Here is a 22,060-nt window from a genome sequence, read left to right as displayed (position 1 = left end):
TCATGGCATCTCGGCAAAAAGCCAAACAAAAGTTTCCCAACTTCATCAATATTCGCCAATGGTTGAATTTTCTGAAAACATATCTAGTTGCTTTGTTTGTAGTCAGTGCTTCAGCGCTAAAGCGCTTACTACGAACTATTTCAAATCATCGAAATTCATTGTTGGTGTTGCTGCTACTTTTAGTTTTGACTCTCGTCACCTTTGCCGCTATTGTACCGGGCACTCATACATTTGAAGGTAATCTCACTTTTAAAGAAATGAGCTTTATCTATAATGGACAACAACCTAAACTCTTTCTTCAAAATATTCGTGGTATTAAAGAACTAGAAAATGAAGGCAGACAAACCCTAACTTTTACAGGCAATTTTGAAAGTGAAACTTGGTCAGAACTTAATCAGTTAGACTCCTTAAAAATTCAGCTTAAAGACAGCGATAGTAGATGGATTATTGCCCCAGCTAATCTCCAAACAACAAGTGACATAAACCTAGATGAACTCCGGCTGCAACCAAATACAAAAGTAGCTGGATTAAGTTATGACTTTTATCGCAATCAGCTTGCTTTTTCTCTGCAATCTAACTCTAAATCAGACTTAAAAAGTAACCAAAATACATTAGAACTCTATTTAGGTGAACAACCAATCAAAGTTATAGTAGAAGGTTATGAATTTCTAGATTTAAAATTACCAAATCAACCCGATAAGCAAACACCGCTAGAATTTATTGTCAATCCAAATAATAAAAAATTTAATTTAGAAATCGCGCCAAGTACCAATATTTATATTACCCTAGTCAAACCTCCAAAATATGAATCAGAACAATGGTTTAGAGAAAAGATACAAACCAAAGATGTGAAATTTCTAGATTTAGACAGAAATGGTAAAGATGCCAGAGACGATTTAAAAATTTCTACTATTGTGGAAGGTAAAATCCGCATGGTAGGTCAGGAACAGGACATTAAACTAAATCAGTTTCTGATGGGAGAAAATCCTGATACTCCTCTAAATATTGAACTGATACGCCATCTACAAATTGTGCCAAAAAAGGGGATAGAAGCCCGCTTTTCTGGGAAAACTAAAGAGATTCAAATTGGTTTAGATCAAGATTTTCCAGTTTCTCAAATACAGGGTAGCTGGTTAGATGGCGTTTTACCTCGTGATGCAATTATTGCGCTGTTCTCTTTTGGGGCTGCTACGGTTGCAAATCTTTTGTCTTGGTTCTTTAGTAACGCTTCTAAATCTGCGTCAAAACCATAGCCGCTAAAATAATTCGTAATTCGTAATTCGTAATTCGTAATTAAGTTTTGCAACGGGGATAAAGACAAGAGCCACGAGACTTGCCGATGACGAAGCGGGGGACTTAAACCCCCAGAATTTGTTAGGAGTTAGGAGTTAAAAGTTAGGAGTTAGGAGTTAAGAGTTAGAAGTAGGACTTACGCAAAAACTCTCTCAAACTCTGATTTCTCCGTGTCCTCTGCGCCTCTGCGGTTCGTTATTCCGTAACTCGTGCGTAAGTCCTAAGAAGTTAAGAATTACGAATTACGAATTAATCCGCAAGACACTTGACCAAAGCTATGATCGGCATGAATCTCAATCACCATATCAACCACTGTTGCATCTTTTACCAACGGCTTGATGAATAATTCCGGGTGGAGCGATCGCCAAAAATAATTGACAAATTGCTCTATCTCTGCATTGCTCATCCCCGACTTACCCGCAGCAATCATCTGCTGTTCCGCCTGTTTACGCCACTCTAAAGAACATCGGTAATCGGTTGGATATAGCACAATTAAGCTGTCTAATCTCTCCCACAATCGTAAATAATCGTGGAGGCGATGATTCATATCACGGGCAAATGCTCGATCTTCATCTGTGACAATTGGCGGCGGTGCAGTATCAAATATATTTGCGTTGATTGGTCGCACACCTACAAACCAACCTTCAAATAGTACAATATCTACATTTGTCACCATTTCGGAAGTAGTGCGATCGCCAGCACCTCCAAAAGCAGATTTATCAAAGCGGGGAACCATCACAGGATTTTGCAACTGGCGGATCTGATCTAGTACATTTAAGCCTAAATCTACATCGTGGGTTCCTGGTGGGCCGCGCCAAATCAAGCGAGGATCTTGCTGTGTTAAAACCAAGCGATCGCTGTAAGTTTTATATAAGTCATCCAAAGATAAACTTACAGTCCGGTATCCCAACTGATCGAGAATCAAGCTGAGAACTTTAGACATTGTGGTTTTACCAGTGCCTTGTCCTCCCAATATTCCTTGAATCAGAGGACGTTCTAACTGTTGGCGCTGCGATGCTAGCTTGATTCCTAAAGGCAGCCACAAGTCCCACAATACTTGTAACATTTCCTTGGGTTCGATTTGAAAAGTAGTTTGGCATAATTGGCTAAAAGCTGGGAGAACAGATTTTAGTAAATGCGATCGCTTTTCTATCACCTCATCGACATTTTCCGGCGTGATTCCAAAAGCTTTTGCCCTCAACCCATCTGCTAACGCCGCTTCTCTTGCTTTCTGCTTCTCCATCTTCCTCATCTCCCACACTACGATCCCAGCTTAAAGGCTTCGAGAAACAGGCCGTAGATGAAACCAACTTTGAGGAGATTTAGTGAATCTATCAAGAGCGATCGTCTTGACAAAAAGCTGCGACTATAGAATATCCTGCTGGTAATTTCCGTCAAAACTACTAAAAAACCAGCTACCACAATGTCTAATTCTGCTCGTTGACCGGCTGTAGTGGAAGCTACGTTTGCCAGAAAAAAACCAAACAAAAAACTAATTATCTGCAACGATAGCCGCCGCCAAGGATTTAAAAACCATTGCCCCAAGCGTGTAGCAATGGCATCGAATAAGTTATTGAGACGAGTGTTTTGCATCAGATAGACTTCTGGGAAAAAGTCAAGACATCTTGAAATATCTTTTATATTAAGGAGGATATTGGTTTTAACATCAGCTTGTTTGTTAATATTATAGATATCTGCTGGGCTTCCAGCGTTGATTCAAATTTGCACATCCTATCATCTTTAGGGAAGTATAGCCCCTTAAAAGGCTGTTTATTCTAACCCAAGATGAAATATGCATCTTAGATTTATCTAAGGGTTTGGCAAAAAACGCCTTGTTGGGGCCGCTAGTGGTTTCACTAAATTTTTATTTTTCTTTATACAAATGAATTGGCTGGCTCGGTATCTAATTTTCTTGTTTTTATCCAAGCCTACGGTCAATACACAAAGCAATGGGTATTTGTACCCCTTGTTTATCAAACATCAAGGAAATTATTTCCTCCAAATATTTTCTAATCAAAAGGATACTTATAATAGATTCGTATCGCTAATTTTAGGAAAGTTTATTTATATTAGACTACTTTCTATGATTCCCTTTTGGGATAATAGGCTACTATTTGGTCAAGCTTAGACAAAATATTTATTTCTAATAACTATCAATATGAAATCCTCAGTATATCGTAACGTCGGTGTTACAGTTTTTTGCTTGGGACTGCTTGTTGCTCTGGTGGGATGCTTTGGAGTGAGCCTATCCTTTGAGTCCACAAACCCAGATACATCTTCACAACCGCCTACTGAAACTACTCAGTGGGAGACGGCTTCCTCTACACCCGTTTCACCTGAAAAGGGTATTTCTGCTAGTCTATCTACTCCAGCAACTACCTCAACCAATCAAGTAGAACATAATAATATTGAAGAGAATACTTATCCTGTCTTGGCAGAGCGTGATAAATCAGCTAGCAAAAGTAAGGATCAAGGAACTTTGCGAATGAGCAATCAAACAAATCAGCCTGTACGGTTGGCTTTACTGGCGCGACAGTCGGTAGCAAAAGGCTCTGGGACTAAACAGGCTAACTATGATGTACCGGCACATTGGGATTTTGCTCCCCAAGAAGGTAGTGAGAAGGGACTGATTTTATCCCTACCTCAGAATAATTTAAAGCTGGAGAAGGGAGATATTTTAGTTGCTTTCGCACAAGATGGTTCCCGTCGTTACTGGGGGCCCTATGTTGTCGGCGAAACTCAATTACCTAAATGGAATTCCCAAACCAGAGAATGGCAACTAGTGCTGAGTCCATAGTCCAAGGAGGCAGAAGGCAACAGGAATCCTCATAAATAAATTTAGAGGATTTAAGAAGGACTGGAGGCAAAAAGGCTTTGCACCGTATTTTTTGCGCCTACTTGATGAATACATATTTTTTTGTTTTTTATAAATAAATTTACTTGCTCTAAACCCCAATACGCTTGGGTTAAGGCTAAAACTCTTTATCAAAGTCAAATTTTTAACGTAGACGCAAAGCGGTGAAGCAGCGCGGTCTTCTCCCAAGGGGAGACGCCAAGGGCGATGGGGGTTTCCCCCATGAGCGACTGCACCAACCCGGAGGGCTTGCCGCAGGCTACCGCAGAGGCGCAGAGGAAGCAGAGAGAAGAGAAAAAATGTTTAACCCAAGCGTATTGCTCTAAACCCTGTGGCAGAGAGCAAAAAATATATTTTCTTTCCCCTGCCCTCTGCCTTTGTTAGGTAAACTTTCAACACAATGTACTAACGTGTTGGAGAAGTTTCTTTGGTGACTTAGAGCAACTAACGTTACTGAACAAGAAAAAGTGTAGAGTACTGAGGAGAGGAAAATTGTTGAATTGAAAACTTCCAAGAACAAAAGATAGATAACCAACGACTATTGAGTAGTGATTGTTGACTATTGACTAATGAGCATGAAATTGAGTGTTAAGCACACTGTTGATCAGTGGTTCAACAAAATAGCAAAGAATCCAGCCCTTGGTGTAACTGTGTCGATTTTGTGGTTGATATTGATTGGCTGGATAGCTTTTGGGTGGAATTTGGGCAATATTGGCTTGATTGATGAGACAGAGCCGCTTTTTGCCGAAGCTTCCCGCCAGATGTTCGTCACAGGTGATTGGATTACCCCATTTTTCAATGGTGACACTCGTTTCGATAAACCTGCTTTAATTTACTGGTGTCAGGCGATCGCTTACGCAATTATAGGGGTGAATGAGTGGGCAGTACGCCTTCCTTCAGCGATCGCAGCATTCGCCTTAGTTTGTTTAGCTTTTTACACCATACAGTGGTATTTCGCTAAACAAGACGAATTAGAGCAAGTTTCACGTCCTATTCGCCGCTACAAAACATCTTTTATAGCAGCAGCGCTCATGGCACTCAATCCCGAAACTATTATTTGGGCGAGAACCGGTGTCTCTGATATGCTGCTCACCGGATGTATGGCATCAGCTTTGTTATGTTTCTTTCTAGGCTACGCAGGGAAGGAAGGGAGCGGGGAGCAGGGAGCAGGGAGCAGGGGAGCAAAATTAATAACCAATGCCCAATCCGCACTTGCCTTGAGCGTTCGCGTAGCGTCTCGTAGAGAAGCCGAAGGGATGCCCCATGCCCTATTCCCAAATAAGTGGTATTTAGCTTTTTATGTGCTGATTGCAGGCGCAATTTTGACTAAGGGGCCAGTGGGAATTGTTGTACCAGGGCTAATTGTTGGCGTATTTTTGCTTTACGTGGGAAAGTTTCGAGAGGTGTTGCGGGAAATGCGCCTTCTCGTGGGTGTATTGATAATTTTAGGTTTATCAGTGCCCTGGTATGCTTTAGTAATTTGGCGCAATGGCTGGAATTATATTAATGCCTTTTTTGGTTATCATAACCTGGAACGCTTTACAGAAGTCGTTAATGGTCACTCAGCAGCTTGGTATTTTTACTTTTTAGTAGTGCTACTGGGTTTTGCGCCCTACTCAGTGTATTTACCACTCTCTATAGTAAGATTAAAGTTTTGGCAGCGATCGCACTGGCGATCCCTTGAACGTTTTCAGCAGTTTGGTTTATTCGCCTGGTTCTGGTTTGCTACCATCTTTGGTTTTTTCAGCATTGCTGTTACCAAACTCCCTAGCTACGTATTGCCTTTAATGCCAGCAGCAGCCATCCTAGTAGCCCTATTGTGGAGCGACTTTTTCCAGGATACAGAGGCTAGGCAAACAATTCCTGTTTTTTCCTCTCACACTCCTCCCATCTCCCCCTCTTTTCTCCGAGTGAGTGGTTGGGTGAATGTAGTATTTTTATCAGTTCTGGCAACAGCACTGTTTAACATAACCCACATATTAGGTACTGATCCAGCTATAAGCAACTTCCACGAACTAATTCAACGAACTGGTTTACCAGTAATAGCCGGGGTAATGTGGCTGGTTTGTGCCGTTTTAGTTGCGGGTTTATTACTAAGTCGCCAATGGAACTCCGTTATTGGTATTAATTTAATAGGGTTTGTGGCGTTTTTAATTTTTGTCTTAACGCCTGCTTCGTTCTTTATTGATCGAGAACGTCAATTACCCTTAAGGGAGTTGTCTGCGGTAATTCTAGAAGCAAAACAACCAAATGAAGAATTGATCATGCTTGGCTTCAAAAAGCCTAGTGTGGTATTTTACAGCCACATTCATGTAAATTATTTAGGACTTCCCCAAGAGGCTATAGAGCATATCAAAAACCAGGCTGCCAAAGGACTAAAACCTGCCTCGGTGCTGCTGTTGGCTGAACAGAAAAAGTTTTTACAAATGGACTTACAGCCAGATGATTACAAAAATTTATCAACCAAGGGTGCTTATAACTTGGTTCGAGTTCCTTTTAAGAAAAAGAAAAGTGAAAAAATAGACATATCCTAACGGCAAATGACAGCTTCGCAAGTTTTATGGCTATTGAGGGAACTATAATCTAACATCAAGAGCAGATAGATGCCTGTTTATGAAAATGTTATTTGGAGTCAAGCTGGGTCTAGCGATCGCAGCGCTATCTGTGGGTGTGACCAGTGCGAGTGTGTATTACTTCTACTCCACAACCTCTCAACTGATCATGCACCAGATGACAGGACGACTCAAAGACATTGGACATTTAGGCACATTTCTGTTTGATCCAGAAGTTCGTGAGAGCATCGTTCGCTTAAAGGCAGCTGTTGATCGGGATTCCCAGGTCAGTGTCACCGATATACAGAGGCTCAAATCAGGAGAAGTACGAAGTAGTCTGAATGCCGAAGCAATTCAGAAGTATCAGAACACAGCCGATTTCCAGCGACTTGTTCAGATATTGCGTAGGATTAACCAGGCGAGTAAAAGTAACATTCAACCTTGGCAGGATTATTACTCGAAGAGTTCCTTTAATATTTCTGGAGTTATGACTAGTCTGATTGTGACAACTCCAGAGTCACCCAATCGCCGCGTTCTGAAGTACCTCGCTTCAATGAGTCCAGAACCAGATCCGTGGGATAATTGGCCAGGTATCCCAGTCGCAGCTTTGTATGTTCCTATTGAATCGGTATATAAAGATGCTTTTGATGGTGAGATGCAAGTTTCAGACGGATTCTACAGCAGTAGCTTATTTACAGCACTGAGAGCCGCCATACCGATAAAAGATCATCAGGGTAAAACAATCGCAGTTCTCGGCGTAGCATACGTGCCCCAGAGCGAGGTTAATCAGCTTCGTAACCTCCAAATCACTTGTCTGAGCTTAATTGCTGCTAGTTTAATTTTGTCAGTTCTGCTAGCAGTCCTATTAGCCCGGTGGTTGAGCGGCCCAATTACTCAGCTACAGTTAGCCGCGCAAAAAGTTAGCGATCGCAACTATGATGTGACTGTCAATGTCAATAGCAACGATGAATTAGGACTGCTTGCTAACACCTTCAATGTCATGGTAAGTGACATTCGCAATTATTTGACAACGTTAGAGAAACAAAATAAAGATTTAAAGCGCCTCGATCAACTCAAAGATGAATTTTTAGCCAACACTTCCCATGAACTCCGCACACCACTTCATGGGATGATTGGCATTGCTGAGTCCATGTTAGACGGAGCAACAGGTGACTTATCAAGTGAGCAGCACCATAACCTGAAAATGCTGACTCAAAGTGGCAAACGGTTAGTCAATTTGGTCAATGATATTCTTGACTTCTCCAAACTGCGCCATCAAGAACTCCATCTTCATCTCAAACCGATTAGTTTGCGGGAAATAGTTGAGGTGGTCTTGCAACTCGATCGCGCCTTAATTGGTACGAAAGATATTCAACTCCTCAATCACGTTCTGGCAGAATTACCCCTGATTAATGCCGATGAAAATCGTTTGCAACAGATTCTGCATAACCTGATCGGCAATGCGATTAAATTCACTCCTTCTGGCACAGTGGAAGTTTTCGCCAAACTTCTCAATGAAAATCAACTAGACAAGGAGTCAACACTGGCTCAACAACTATCCCCTAACAACACTTCACACATCGCCATCAGTATCTCCGACACTGGCATTGGTATTCCAGAGGATAAGTTAGATCGGATCTTTGAGTCCTTTGAGCAGGTGGAAGGATCTGCCCGTCGGCAGTATGGAGGTACTGGGTTAGGACTGGCAATCACCCGAAACCTGATCGAATTACACGGTGGACGGATCTGGGTAGAGTCAAAATTGGGTAAGGGATCGGTGTTTACCTTCACGTTACCGATTTGTGAGCAACAACCCAGCATGACTCCCGTGTTGCTGTCCGCTTCCCCGTTAGCAGAGGCTGCACCTGATTCGCAATCAGAATCTGTTTTGAATTCGCTAGCGAACTCATCGCCAGAACGTCCAAAAGAATCATCTATTGAAGGGTTGTTCCCGCATATCTTGATTGTGGACGACGAACCCATCAACCTTCAGGTGTTGAAGAACTTTCTGAAATTTCAGAATTACACGCTCACCTTGGCAACCGATGGGCAGGAAGCCCTGGCATTGCTAGAACGAGGCTTTAACCCTGACATCATATTGCTTGATGTGATGATGCCGAGAATGACTGGCTATGAGGTGATTCAAGTGATTCGGCAACAGATTTCTGCCGATCGCCTGCCGATCATTTTGCTCAGTGCCCGCAACCAACCAGAAGATATTGTGTTGGGGTTAGAGGTAGGTGCTAACGATTATCTGATCAAACCCATTACCAAAGATGAGCTATTAGCTCGGATTCACACCCACTTGCAAATTAGACAGCTTGAGAAAGAAACCATCCGTCTTAGTGTCGCTCATGAGCGTCAATTAGCTCAATTTCTGGAGGCTCTACCCGTTGGCGTTGCTGTTCATAAGCCAGACGGTAATGTTTTATACTTCAATCAAATGGCTAAACAGCTTCTCGGACGTAGTGTTTTGCCAGATGTGGACATTGACCAACTCACCTTTGCCTATCAAATCTATTGGGCAGGCACAAACACACTGTATCCAACAGAGCAACTTCCAGCGATACGCGCCCTGCAAGGAGAACGGGTAAGAACTGAAGATTTAGAGATTCATTTGGATGAGACTGTCATCCCGTTGGAAGTATTAGGAACGCCCATTCTGGATGAGCAGGGAGCAATTGTGTATGCGCTCGTTACTTTTCAGGACATTACGGAGCGCAAACGTTCCCTTGAGATTTTGGCAGACTATTCTCGTGAACTGGAACTGGAAGTGAGCGATCGCACGGCTGAACTCGCTCAAACCAATGTGCTGTTGCAGCAAGAAATTACCGAACGAGAGCAAGTCTATCTTGCTCTACAGTTTGCCAATCAAGAATTGCAACACTTGGCGATTGTCGATGGATTAACACAAATTGCCAATCGTCGTTGCTTTGATCAACGATTGCAGCAAGAATGGCAGCGTTTGGTAGGGGAACAACAACCACTGTCTCTGATTTTATTTGATGTCGATTATTTCAAACGCTATAACGACTGCTACGGACATCAAGCTGGGGATGCCTGCTTGGTGCAGCTAGCACAAGTTGTAAAGCAAAGGGTGAATTGTAGCGGCGATTTGGTCGCCCGCTATGGGGGTGAAGAATTTGCCGTGATTCTGCCCAATACAGATCGGCAAAGGGCGATCGCAAGCGCCCAAGGTATCCAACAAGCAATTCGAGGATTGAAAATTCCCCACAAGCAATCTGATGTGAGTGAGATTGTAACCGTCAGTCTTGGGATTGCCAGTACAATTCCGATATCGGAAAATTTACCAGATACACTGATTGCCTTGACAGATCAAGCCCTTTATGCTGCGAAACAGCAGGGACGAGATCGATATTCAGTAAGTAACTGAGTCAAGGTATGGCTTTGTTAGCACATCGGATATTTACCACCCAGCAACAAAAATTATAGCGACGCCGATAGCGACGCGCAAAGCGAGTCCGCTAGCGTCATAGCCCGTCGTAAACATCGCCACCAAATTTATTCTCAATAATCCTTAACATTTGTCATTGTAACCGTTGACAGCTAAAGCGTGATTGATCTGGTTTAATAGGTCTTCCATTGATATCGAGCGCGGTAATATTTGGGTAGCGATCGCACCAACAACAGTTTCTATCGATGCCAAACTATTCTTCTTCTGCTTGTCAATTTCCTTGTAAGCTACCCCAGACTGGAAACTGGTTTCTGGGTGATTTAATCGCTGATTCAGTACTAAAATTGGTGGTAATTTATCAGGCGAATCTCCCAATGTTTTCAGTGCTTTTAGCACGTCTTTGTGGATCGTGGATTCTCCTAAACAAATTAGCAGTAAGTCAACGCTTTGGTGGCGAATTTGTTGTAATACTTCTGCCCAGCAGGGACTCATCGCCGCTTTGAAGCCTGCTGTTTGTAAGTACTGAATTAAAGCTTGGAACCACTCAGACCCCCGTTCCGCAGTTTCACTGCTAATTGAGCAATTTTTTGCTGTCCGAGAACCCTTAACTTGCTTGCGTCTTATCTGTGGTAAATCACGCAGCATTGTCAAATCTACTACCAAAATGCTAGACGGACAGGAAATACCAGAAGCAATTTCCAATACTGATAGTAAAGCATCCGTTTTCTCAGTGCGGCTGCTGTTGTCTTTAGCAAATGGTGTTAAGTAAGGAAATACAGATAATTCTGGTATTTTAGAAGCTATTAGGGTGGTTGCGACATCGCAAGTAACTAGTGGGATAGCCGCCAAACGTGGATGCTGAATTAGTTGTTGCAGATAAATTTGGGCGGTAGTACTTTCGACATCTAGCAAAATGACATCAAACTGCCATACCCGCGCCAAAAGTTCTGCTTGATCTAGGTCATCTACTTCAATCACTCGGTGTTCTCGAAGTGAGGGGTGGGGATTGACCGATTCCAACTGGGGATTCACCAACCTGAGAATTCGCAGTGGGGTTTTAGTTGGGATAATTGCGCTGTTGTTTAACCCTTGTGGCAAAACTGCTGGTGAAGTACATAATTTTTCGAGAACTGGTGCTAAAAGGTGATTCTCTACTGGCAAACTTAAGAAACCATCGGCTCGGTTAGCAAATGCTTGCTCCTTTTCGGCTGCCGTCGCTGTCACAATTACAGATATATGACGGGTTGCGGTATCCGATTTTAGTAAAGTCAGCACATCCCAGCCTGATAGCAGGGGTAGCAACGGATTCAAAAATATCGCTATTGGTTGCAAGCGCCGAGCTTTTTCGACTGCTTCTGTTCCCGATCGCGCAATCACTACCCGATATCCTAAACCTTTGAGTTGTTCGGTCAAGTCTTCAATATATCGGGCTACTGCCTCGACTACCAAAACCAACCGTTGGGAACTGGCAAGATGATGCTGTGTGGACGTAGTAACATGCAAACGAGCGGCGGCTGAGTTTTCCCGTGTCGATTGGTGTCGCGTTTCCTCCTCTTCTTTGATTCCCATATCTGGTTCCGAAAAGCCTGTTTTCGGGGGGCTGGGCGGCAGAAGTAGTGTAAACTGGCTACCTTTTCCTTCACGAGATAAGAAGCTGACATCTCCTCCGTGGAGACGAGCCAAGGCCCGGGTTAATACCAGCCCCAAACCAGTGCCTTCAAATTGGCGGGTAAGGGGATTTTCTAGTTGTTGGAATTTTTGAAAGATTAAGTGTTGCTGGTGTTCAGGAATGCCAATGCCTGTATCCCAAACGGTAAAGGCAATCCATCCTTCCCAACGGCTCACCCGTAGCCCAATTTCGCCAGATATTTCGGTGAATTTAAAGGCGTTGGAAAGCAAGTGTATAAGCATCTGGCGCAAGCGTAATTCATCTGCCACTATCTGGTCTAAACCTAGTTCAATGGAAAGGCAGAACTGGGGAGCAGATGAACGGGCGTTTTGAGTTGGCGAGGCAGATGTAGTTTTGGTAGTTTGAGTGTGGATAGCTTTAGCATCTGATAAGGCGCGATCGCACACAGCCTGAATTTTCACCGGAGTTAGCGTCAAATCCATTTGTCCCGTTTCCATACGGGTCAAATCTAAAATGTCATTAACCACGCTCATCAGGTGGCGTCCGCTTTGATGAATCAGTCCCGCATAACGGGCTTGACGCTCGTTGAGTTCTCCCAACTGCTGATCCACCAGCAACCGCGATAATCCTAAAACGGCAGTTAGGGGAGTTTTGAGTTCATGACTAATACAAGCTAAAAACTCATCCTTCAACCGATTTAGTTGAATTAAATCGGCATTCTTTGCAGCCAGTTCTTTGCAAAGCTGTTGCTGCTCAGTCACATCAGTAGCTAAAACTAACCACAAATCCTCGCTGAGTGCAACCTCTTGTTCAGCACTCATGACTTGAAACTCAGGACTATCTAAGGGAATTTTGGCAAACTGCCAGATTCGCTCCTGACCATTTTGGACTTCGACAACGCAAGTACAAGTACCTACTTGACTATCCAAATAGCAGCGACTGTATACAGCATCTGGTGATACTTCTTGCTGGGTTAGTTCTTCTTCACCACCATGCTCATTCTCCCTACCATTGGGATAAACCTTGATTGCTCGTTGAGTAACATATTCTGGTTTTTCGGAAAGCTTAGGGACAAGTATTGCCTCCACCTGTTGCCTAACTCCTTCTGGATCTTTCAAGGCTCCTAATTGCTCCCACCAGGCGGGATTTCGTGCTACTACCTCGCCAGTCCCCGTTTGCAACATCAAAGGCCAAGGCAGTCTTTCCAGCAACTGTACCAGTGGCTGGTGTCCCAATGACTTGGGTTCATTTGGTGGCTGTACAGGAGTACCATACTCATGGCGATGCTCAGAACTTTGTAACCCAGCCATACGTTCCTTAGCCAGCGATCGCAACAGGCGTGAACTATCCAGCAGCCCCAAATATTGACCATCAGAGTCAATCAGCGCCCAATCTAAGTTCTGCTGTTTTTCGGCTTGTGCATAACATAAGTGCAAGCCTAATTGCTCTACACGCTCAGAAGCTAATATTGTCTGTATTGGCTCAATTAGACCTTGACCCCAGATAGAGAGTGATTGATGTAAATTTAGATTTTTATCGTCACTATGTGCTAATAATTTTTGGATTAAACGGGCAGAATACAGCAATCCGATGGGGGATTGCTGTTGATTCACTACTACCAAGCGATCGCACTGCTCTTGCTCAAAAATCTCCAACACCACTGCCAGAGAACTTGTTTGGGAGCAGCTAGGTACGGTTGCCTGAAAGTCATAAAGCGGGTAATCTAGCATTAACATAGGGCTTTTGGGGTCATTCTTCCTGTGGAACCCTCCGGCATTTCCATCTGCCAACTGTTGATGGTGTTTTCGCCTGAAGCCATATCCTCTAAGAAGACTCATATAAGCAACTCTGGTTATTTCAACGCCATTAAAAAAACGGGATTTCCCCTCACGGGCACTTTTGCGTCCTTTATATTTTTCCAAGAGGCGACGTTTCTAAGTTCTAGCAACTAGCCTCCCCAGTCTCTTACTGGTATTTAAACTCCTCATCGATAGCGACAGCTAAAACAATTATGGCCCCAAAGAATCGCTTTAGAACCTTGAGGAATTATAATGATTTAGAATGGGACAATCCTTTAAGTTCGTTTAAGTATCTTATCAAGGAGCAAAATAAAAAAATCTATCTATTTACATACATAAATATGCAAATAATAGATTAATCACTGTGTCTTGCTATGCCGACAGATACCTCATCATCAAAGACCTACTAAGTCTAATTACTCAGTTGCTGCACTAAGTTGTTGAGTGGCTAGCATTGCAAGGCGTAAATCAAGCTACCATTTTAAAGAAGTAAAAGCCTTGATATACAAAAGTTTTGACTTTTAACTTCCGCCGCGCTGTACTAGCACTACCTGCTAACATAGAGCGTTGTTTTGGGGTGGAATCACCAGTTTACTGCAAACCTAGTATTCCCTTAGAAGCGTTAGCCAAACTGATCAGCCCACGTTTCTTGGTCAAGGCGATCAAGGAGATAGATTTAAGAATAAATGTTATTACCGATATTGATTCTGCAACCTGATGTTAAGAAATATTTAAATAATCTAGTTGACTTAGACAACCAAAAAGGTTGGAGCAGATGGGTATGGAAAGTTATTGACGCGATTATTGCCCACTTTTGCTATCTACCCGTTGCTGCAACTACCTCTGGAAAAATCAACTATTTACCAAATTGTCTCCAACAAGATCCAAATCAAGCATCCACTGACAAGTACATTTATGTATTTGCCAGTCACACCCAAAAAAGCCAACAGCATTTCCAGGAGATGACTCCAGCAGAAAGGCAAGGATTATTAAGACACCTTAAATCAGATTATAGCCTGATTCTTATAAACTATTTTACCACAGATAAAACACTCAAAGAAAAAATTGATAAATTTATCAATACTATATTTTATGCGAATATTCCTGTGCCTCAAATCATTGAAATTCACATGGAGGTAATTGAAGAATTTTCTAACCAGCTAAAATTAGAAGGAAGGAGCAATGAAGCGTTACTTGATTACCGTCTAACGTTGATAGATATCCTGGCTCACCTGTGCGAACTCTATAGAAGTTCAATTTCTAGATAAATTAAACTTATCGATGTTGTTAGCCACCGACAATGGGCAAACAAATATTGTATTTATATTCTCATGACTAGCTTGTAAGTATATGGATAAAGCCAGAAAAACCTACGTTCTCAAACTTTACGTAGCAGGAAATACCCCTAATTCAGTCCGGGCATTAAAAACACTCAAAAATATTTTAGAGCAGGAGTTTAAAGGTGTTTATGCTTTAAAAGTGATCGATGTACTGAAAAGCCCGCAACTGGCAGAAGAAGATAAAATATTGGCGACGCCAACATTATCTAAAATTTTGCCTCCACCCGTTCGCAAAATTATCGGGGATCTTTCAGATAGGGAAAGAGTATTGATTGGGTTAGATTTGCTTTATGAAGAACTGAGTGAAGGAGATTTTGAAGAAGAAAATAATGAATGAGCGAAAGTTTTAACTGTGTAGGGGAGCCATGTTTACAAATAGCCTCGCCAAAATAGAGTCAAAAATTTAGTCATAAAAAACAGTTTTTAACTAGTTACGTGGGTTTAAGTCCCTCGGTTCAATAAAAAAGCAAGTTTTGTGTTGGGGTTAAATCCCCATTAAAAAACAAAATTTACGTTAGCGCAGCGTTAGCGAGTCCGCGAGCGTCATTACGAATTACGAATTACGAATTACGAATTATTTAATACCCTTTTGTTATCAAGCAATGAGTGAAACAGAGCAAGTAAAACCAAAAAAGACACCGAAAATTGGAGGTGTAGAAAAAATTCGCACGATGATCGAAGGGTTTGACGATATTAGTCATGGTGGTTTACCAATTGGTAGAACTACCTTGATAAGTGGCACTTCCGGTACAGGCAAAACTTTATTCTCTCTTCAGTTTCTCTATAACGGCATCACCTACTTTGACGAAGCAGGAGTATTTGTTACTTTTGAAGAATCACCCAGTGATATTATTAAAAATGCTCATGTTTTTGGGTGGAACCTGCCACGCCTAATTGAGGAAGGCAAGTTGTTTATTCTTGATGCATCTCCCGATCCTGAAGGACAGGATATAGTTGGTAATTTTGACCTGTCTGCGCTAATTGAGCGATTGCAATATGCGATTCGCAAATACAAAGCTAAACGAGTTTCAATCGACTCAATAACAGCAGTATTTCAGCAGTATGAAGCAATGGGAGTAGTCCGGCGCGAGATTTTTCGCCTAGTAGCCCGTCTGAAACTACTCAATGTCACCACTATTATTACAACTGAACGTAGCGAAGAATATGGTCCCGTTGCCTCTTTTGGAGTGGAAGAATTTGTTTCCGATAATGTAGTAATTGTTCGCAACGTTTTAGAAGGAGAACGCCGCCGTCGCACAACTGAAATTCTCAAGTTGCGCGGCACAACTCACATGAAAGGCGAATATCCCTTCACGATTACTAATGAAGGGGTTAACATCTTCCCACTGGGAGCAATGCGCTTGACTCAACGATCTTCTAATGTCAGGGTATCTTCTGGTGTCAAAACCTTAGATGAAATGTGCGGTGGTGGTTTCTTTAAAGATTCGATTATTTTGGCAACAGGAGCTACAGGGACTGGTAAAACCCTGTTAGTAAGTAAGTTTATTCAAGATGGCTGTCTCAATGGAGAACAGGCAATATTATTTGCTTACGAAGAATCACGCGCCCAACTATCTCGAAATGCTTCCTCTTGGGGAATTGATTTTGAGGAATTAGAAGATCAAGGTTTACTCAAAATAATTTGTACCTATCCCGAATCAACTGGTTTAGAAGACCACTTACAAATTATTAAATCAGAAATTGCTGTCTTCAAACCAGCCCGCATCGCCATTGATTCACTCTCAGCATTAGCGAGAGGAGTGAGCAATAATGCATTTCGGCAGTTTGTGATTGGTGTGACGGGTTATGCTAAACAAGAAGAAATTACTGGTTTCTTTACTAACACAACCGATCAATTTCTGGGAGCGCATTCCATTACTGACTCTCATATTTCCACGATCACCGATACAATTTTGATGCTCCAGTACGTAGAAATTCGTGGAGAAATGTCGCGGGCAATTAACGTATTTAAAATGAGAGGCTCTTGGCATGATAAGGGCATTCGTGAGTATAATATTACTGCTGACGGGCCCGATATCAAAGATTCATTCCGAAACTACGAACGGATTATTAGCGGTGCTCCTACTCGCGTTAGTATCGATGAAAAGGCGGAACTTTCTCGCATTGTTAGACGTTTTGAAGACAAACAGAGTTCCGAACCCTAAATTTAGTATCGTAGTATATTCTTTCCTAAATTTAGTATCGTGCTATATTCTGTGGTGAAGAAAGGTTTTCTGCCGCTAGATTGATTTTCGTGTGAGGGATGCGGTGAAAGGACAGCAATTATTCCATAGCTTATTGCCTGGTGTGACAGCAGCAGTCTTAACAACTCAGCCGACTTGGGCTGGTACTGTAAAACTAACTGGGGTACAGCTGGCCTCTTCTCCTAGTGTTTTGACTTCCACTTATGGTCAAGACTTAGTTGGGGGCATCATGAATACGCAACTGCATAACGGTGCAAATGTTAGTGTTCCAACCCTAGTACCTGCTTTCGGTTTCACTAAACTTAGTATGAAGCCTTTAAGTAATAACAGTATTCCAGTGTTTACGGCTGAAAATACTGTTGTGCCAATAAAACAAGTACTTAAGAAAGATAAAGGTAGATTTTTCAGTTTGACACCTACCTCTAATTCTTCCCAACAGCTTGCTCTCAGCCGTTCTGCTCAAAATAACCAAAAAAACAGTAATTCAAACGCTTATGGGCAGGAATCAAAGAGCATAGTAGTTCCCAACTACACTTTAAAACCCTCTTCTGTCCAAAAAGAAACTTTGTCCCTGTCTTCTGCACAGCAGCCAGTGGTTCAAAAGATAAATACTGTTACTGAGTTGCAAACATTTTTACAAACTTCAGCTACAGGTGTAAGATCAGCAAAACTGTTGTCAGCGCCAAAATGTCCACAGGAGTTGGGGAAAAGCAAAACTGATTCCTCAGCCGCTTTGCTACTGACCTCAAGTACCTGCTTACAACAAAATGCTGCTGGCTTACGCATTGCTCAGAGTAATACTCCGATTCCGACAGAACCAACGCCAACTCCCACTGCACCGGAAACCGTAACTCCTGCACCAGAGGGTTCAGTGCAACCGACCACAGTGCCGGAAACCATAATTCCTGTGCCAGGGGGTTCGGTGCAACCTTCCACTGTGCCAAGAACCGTAACTCCTGCGCCGTCAGGGCCGGTGCAAATTCCACAGAACCTGATTCCTAGCTCAAATCCCCTGCAATTTCCTACCAAACCGGCGGAAGTGACACTTCAAGCAAATCAGCCGATTACTTTGGCACAGGCTTTGGAGCTAGCACGGCAGAATAATCGGGATTTACAGGTGTCTCTATTGGAGCTAGAACGCAATCGAGCTGCCCTACGGGAGGCGCAAGCTGCCTTATTACCCACTCTTAATCTTAGTTCGGATATTACTCGCACTCAGTCTGCTAGTACTCAGCTTCAGTTGGAACAAAGAGAACAACAGACGGGCATACCACAGCCAGGAGATGAAGCTGGGACATCTTTTTCTGGTGAAGCAGAACTGTCATATAACATCTACACTTCTGGGAGAGTACAAGCTAACATCAGAGCGGCTGAAGAACAGGTACGTTTCAATGAGTTGGCTGTAGAAACTCAGTCTGAGGAAATCCGCCTGAATGTTGCCACAGACTACTACGATTTGCAACAAGCAGATGAACAAGTACGTATCGCTCAATCGGCTGTGCAGAACTCTGAGGCTAGTTTGCGTGATGCAGAAGCATTAGAGCGAGCTGGGGTTGGTACACGGTTTGATGTGTTGCGATCGCAGGTTAATTTAGCAAATGCCCAACAAGACCTAACCCTTGCTAGATCCCAGCAGGCAATAGCCCGTCGTCGTTTAGCAACTCGGTTGAGTTTGGCACAGGCGGTGAATATCAGTGCCGCTGACCCTGTACAATTGGCTGGTCTTTGGAACCCAACGCTAGAACAAAGTATTGTGTTGGCTTTTCAAAATCGTCCCGAACTGCAACAGTTTTTGGCACAACGTAATATCAGCGAACAACAACGTAGGCAAGCCCTTGGGGAGCTAGGCCCTCAAGTTAGTTTGGTAGCCAGCTACAACCTACTAGATCAGTTCGATGATGGTGTCAGCATTACTGATGGTTATTCATTGGGAATTAGGGCAAGCCTAAATTTGTTTGATGGAGGAGCAGCAAGAGCAAGAGCAGATCAGTCAAGAGCTAATATTGCGCTCGCAGAAACTCGATTTGCCGAACAGCGCAACCAAATTCGCTTTCAGGTAGAACAAGCTTTTTCTACCCAGCAATCTAGTTTGGAGAATGTTCAAACCGCTAATACCGCTTTAGAACAAGCTAGGGAAGCTCTACGTTTAGCGCGTTTGCGATTCCAAGCTGGTGTAGGCACTCAAACTGATGTCATTAACTCTGAAAACGACCTCACAAGAGCTGAAGGTAATCGAGTCACAGCAATTTTGGATTACAACCGTGCTTTAGCTCAGTTACAACGGTCTGTTACCCTCAGAGGACTACGCTAGTACTGCTGACTTAATCTCTCAAATTAAAAATTCTAAAAGCCTCATTTTTCAATGAGGCTTTTTAGTAAAAAAGCTGCGGGACTTAAATAATTCGTAATTCGTAATTCGTAATTCGTAATACTTCGGCTCCTTTCGACTTCGCTCAAGGCAAGACGCTCAGTACAAGTTCGTAAATTTTGTTTTGTAATGGGGATTTAACCCCAACACAAAACAAAATTTTTATTGAACCGGGGGACTTAAACCCACCGAACTAGTTAAAAAGGAATTTTTTGACCAAAATTTTTACCCACCTAGGACTTACGCACTGTACAAATGCATTCTGATGTGAATTAACGAGCTTGAGGAAGTTTTCAGGCTTTTCTTAATTATCCTGCGATCGGAAATAGACCATGCTGTAGGGGCACAGAAAAAGCTCATACGTGTCAACTTAACGTAAAAGTTATGTCCCGCAAGGAACTTAAGTTCCTTGCTAATAGCAAAAGTAATCTTTTGATTACTAAATATCCGCAAAAATCTTTAGTCTACTTCAGTAGACTTTAACTATTAGCCTTGAACTTTAGTTCTAGGCGGGTTAGGAAGCCAACAGTTAACCTATTTCTAGCTTAAGTTGACACCAATGAGCAATGCTTAGCCCTTACGAAAGATATGGTTTTTCACCTTGATTCATATTTGGTATTTTTTGTCAATGCGTAAGTTATACCACCTTGAAAGGGCTAGTCCTAATACTGTTGATAGCATGGGAGGGAAAAATTGACAAAGCGATGCCTATGGCGGGCTACGCCTACGCAGAATGTCTAACAGTAAGTAGACAACCTGTTTGCAACCTTGTTCAATTACTTCGCACCTAATCTTCTATTTTAAAAGTAGGTTTTTGTGAGTAATATTTATACAAAAAGCTTATTTTGCTTTTCGCAGCTATGAGACATTGTTACAGGTTACAAAGTCTTCTACACTGACTGAAATAGGTTTTAACTCTTAACGGCAGCTCCTCATGACGGTCAACCATTCTGAATACATCAGGCAAGCTGAAGCCACTCGTGTGCGTGTACTAAGCGAAGCACTACCTTATATTCAACAATTCGCCGGTCGCACTGTTGTTGTCAAATATGGTGGCGCAGCGATGAAAGATAGCACACTCAAAGACAAAGTTATCCGCGACATTGTATTCTTATCCTGCGTGGGCTTGCGTCCAATTGTAGTACACGGCGGTGGCCCAGAAATTAACAGTTGGTTAGATAAGCTGGGAATTGAACCACAATTTAAGAATGGTCTGCGAGTCACTGATGCTGCCACAATGGATGTGGTAGAAATGGTTTTAGTTGGTCGAGTTAACAAAGAAATTGTCGCGCTAATTAACCAAGCTGGTGGATTGGCTGTAGGACTTTGCGGTAAAGACGGTAATCTATTTACAGCCCGTCCCCAAGGTCAAGAAGGCATCGGTTTTGTGGGGGAAGTCAGCAATGTGAATATCAAGATTTTGGAGACCCTCGCTAGCAATGGCTATATTCCGGTAGTGTCGAGCGTCGCCGGAGACGAAACCGGGCAAGCTTATAACATTAACGCCGATACTGTAGCAGGAGAAATCGCTGCTGCACTGGGAGCAGAAAAGTTAATTTTACTGACTGACACCAGTGGAATTTTAAAAGATTACAAAGACCCATCTACTTTGATTCCAAAAGTAGATATTCGTGAAGCCCGCGAGTTGATTGCCAATGGTATAGTTAGCGGTGGGATGATTCCCAAAGTCAGTTGTTGTGTGCGATCGCTTGCTCAAGGAGTCCGTGCAGCACACATCATCGATGGTCGCATTCCCCACGCCCTGTTACTCGAAATCTTTACTGATGTTGGAATTGGGACAATGATTCTGGGTTCGCAGTTTACGTAGTGAACTACCTACACTTAAGAGACGGGTAAGTGTAGGCTTCCCAATTCATTGGGAACTGCCTCTGTCTTCGTGGATTTTTTACGTCCAGAAGACTTTGGTCTTACATCCCCTCCAAGGGCAGAAGCGCTAGTTCCTAACGCCCATAATCGCAAGCCTTCATTTTTAATATTAATGGCGGCATTTATATCTCTATCATGCCGTTTATTGCAGTGGGGACAATCTACAAACCTTACACCCAATGAATCATAACCGTGTTGCAGCATTGGGATTGGTAGCAGAGTCTCGTTACAAAGTTGAGAAGATGGGAAGAAACGACCTATTTCTTGGTAAGTGTGACCAAATTTCTCGGCTTTGTATCTGAGCATGGTTTGAAACATTCCCCATCCTTGGTCTGATATTGATTTTGCCAAGTTAGGATTTTTAACCATATTCTTCACTGCCAAATTTTCTACACAAATAACTTGATTTTCGTATGCTACTTCCTGTTAAAGGTAAAAAGTTCTTCCTCATCTGCCTCATCTCTTTACCTACGGTGTACACACAAATACTTTCGTTCACAACACAAGTACTTTCGTTCACAACACAAGTCTTTTTTGAGCCTTTGAGGGAATGAAACAGCTTTGCTTTTCAAGAGGGGTTGGGGGATTAAATAACGCTCTTTTATGTCTCTGGTGAGAGAAAAATGCTCTGATTTGCTGAGATTTTTGAAATTCCTTGAAGACTGTGAACAATACAGGCGCTGCTATGTCGGAAATATTGAGAAGTAATCAAATATAT

Annotated in this window: 13 protein-coding genes and 1 pseudogene; 10 read left to right on the top strand and 4 right to left on the bottom strand. The window is 42.6% G+C overall.

Features of this window, described 5'->3' with window-relative positions:
• Positions 1–2 precede the first annotated feature (2 nt).
• On the top strand, positions 3–1,253 hold the full coding sequence (locus LC653_RS04480) for a hypothetical protein (RefSeq protein ID WP_229492852.1): 1,251 nt from the start codon (positions 3–5) through the stop codon (positions 1,251–1,253).
• A gap of 275 nt (positions 1,254–1,528) precedes the next feature.
• On the opposite strand, the gene LC653_RS04475 is transcribed toward LC653_RS04480, so the two are convergent.
• Together LC653_RS04475 and LC653_RS04470 are read right to left on the bottom strand one after the other, a co-directional pair.
• Positions 1,529–2,536: a glycerate kinase gene (locus LC653_RS04475; protein WP_372478105.1), complete on the bottom strand. Its 1,008-nt coding sequence runs from the start codon at positions 2,534–2,536 to the stop codon at positions 1,529–1,531.
• A gap of 17 nt (positions 2,537–2,553) precedes the next feature.
• Complete coding sequence (locus tag LC653_RS04470; protein WP_229492849.1) at positions 2,554–2,886, bottom strand: DUF565 domain-containing protein; 333 nt, start codon at positions 2,884–2,886, stop codon at positions 2,554–2,556.
• 565 nt (positions 2,887–3,451) lie between these two features.
• Between LC653_RS04470 and LC653_RS04465 the strand changes: the two genes are divergently transcribed.
• From LC653_RS04465 to LC653_RS04455, 3 genes are all read left to right on the top strand, one after another.
• The gene (locus tag LC653_RS04465; RefSeq protein ID WP_229492847.1) at positions 3,452–4,090 is read left to right on the top strand and encodes a hypothetical protein; all 639 of its coding nucleotides are present in this window, start codon (positions 3,452–3,454) and stop codon (positions 4,088–4,090) included.
• Between the two features lie 626 nt (positions 4,091–4,716).
• Positions 4,717–6,681, top strand: a complete 1,965-nt coding sequence (locus LC653_RS04460; RefSeq protein ID WP_229492846.1) for an ArnT family glycosyltransferase — start codon at positions 4,717–4,719, stop codon at positions 6,679–6,681.
• A gap of 79 nt (positions 6,682–6,760) precedes the next feature.
• Positions 6,761–10,093, top strand: coding sequence for a diguanylate cyclase domain-containing protein (locus tag LC653_RS04455; RefSeq protein WP_229492844.1), 3,333 nt, complete (start codon positions 6,761–6,763; stop codon positions 10,091–10,093).
• Between the two features lie 144 nt (positions 10,094–10,237).
• Here LC653_RS04455 and LC653_RS04450 read toward each other — a convergent pair whose 3' ends face one another.
• Positions 10,238–13,480, bottom strand: a complete 3,243-nt coding sequence (locus LC653_RS04450) for an ATP-binding protein (RefSeq protein WP_229493130.1) — start codon at positions 13,478–13,480, stop codon at positions 10,238–10,240.
• 577 nt (positions 13,481–14,057) lie between these two features.
• On the opposite strand from LC653_RS04450, the gene LC653_RS04445 reads away from it, so the two are divergent.
• The 6 genes from LC653_RS04445 (at position 14,058) to argB (ending at position 21,283) form a co-directional block, all read left to right on the top strand.
• Positions 14,058–14,261, top strand: coding sequence for a hypothetical protein (locus tag LC653_RS04445; protein WP_229492837.1), 204 nt, complete (start codon positions 14,058–14,060; stop codon positions 14,259–14,261).
• Positions 14,230–14,811 (top strand): circadian clock protein KaiA, encoded by a 582-nt coding sequence (locus LC653_RS04440; RefSeq protein WP_229492836.1) that lies wholly within the window; start codon positions 14,230–14,232, stop codon positions 14,809–14,811. Before LC653_RS04445 ends, LC653_RS04440 begins: the two co-directional genes overlap by 32 nt.
• Before the next feature lie 82 nt (positions 14,812–14,893).
• Positions 14,894–15,220 (top strand): circadian clock protein KaiB, encoded by a 327-nt coding sequence (gene kaiB / locus LC653_RS04435; protein ID WP_229483847.1) that lies wholly within the window; start codon positions 14,894–14,896, stop codon positions 15,218–15,220.
• A gap of 265 nt (positions 15,221–15,485) precedes the next feature.
• The gene (gene kaiC, locus LC653_RS04430) at positions 15,486–17,048 is read left to right on the top strand and encodes a circadian clock protein KaiC (RefSeq protein WP_100901656.1); all 1,563 of its coding nucleotides are present in this window, start codon (positions 15,486–15,488) and stop codon (positions 17,046–17,048) included.
• A 103-nt stretch (positions 17,049–17,151) separates the two neighbouring features.
• On the top strand, positions 17,152–19,398 hold the full coding sequence (locus LC653_RS04425) for a TolC family protein (RefSeq protein WP_229492835.1): 2,247 nt from the start codon (positions 17,152–17,154) through the stop codon (positions 19,396–19,398).
• Between the two features lie 991 nt (positions 19,399–20,389).
• The gene (gene argB / locus LC653_RS04420) at positions 20,390–21,283 is read left to right on the top strand and encodes an acetylglutamate kinase (RefSeq protein WP_229492833.1); all 894 of its coding nucleotides are present in this window, start codon (positions 20,390–20,392) and stop codon (positions 21,281–21,283) included.
• A gap of 14 nt (positions 21,284–21,297) precedes the next feature.
• Here argB and LC653_RS04415 read toward each other — a convergent pair.
• A pseudogene (locus LC653_RS04415) lies at positions 21,298–21,768 on the bottom strand (RNA-guided endonuclease TnpB family protein); the annotation flags it as partial.
• Positions 21,769–22,060 lie beyond the last annotated feature (292 nt).

This window comes from Nostoc mirabile CHAB5784 (genome assembly GCF_020829645.1).
GTDB classification, from domain to species: Bacteria; Cyanobacteriota; Cyanobacteriia; order Cyanobacteriales; family Nostocaceae; genus Nostoc; species Nostoc mirabile.
Note: the sequence above shows the minus strand (reverse complement) of the source record. Positions and strands in the feature narration are given on the sequence as shown.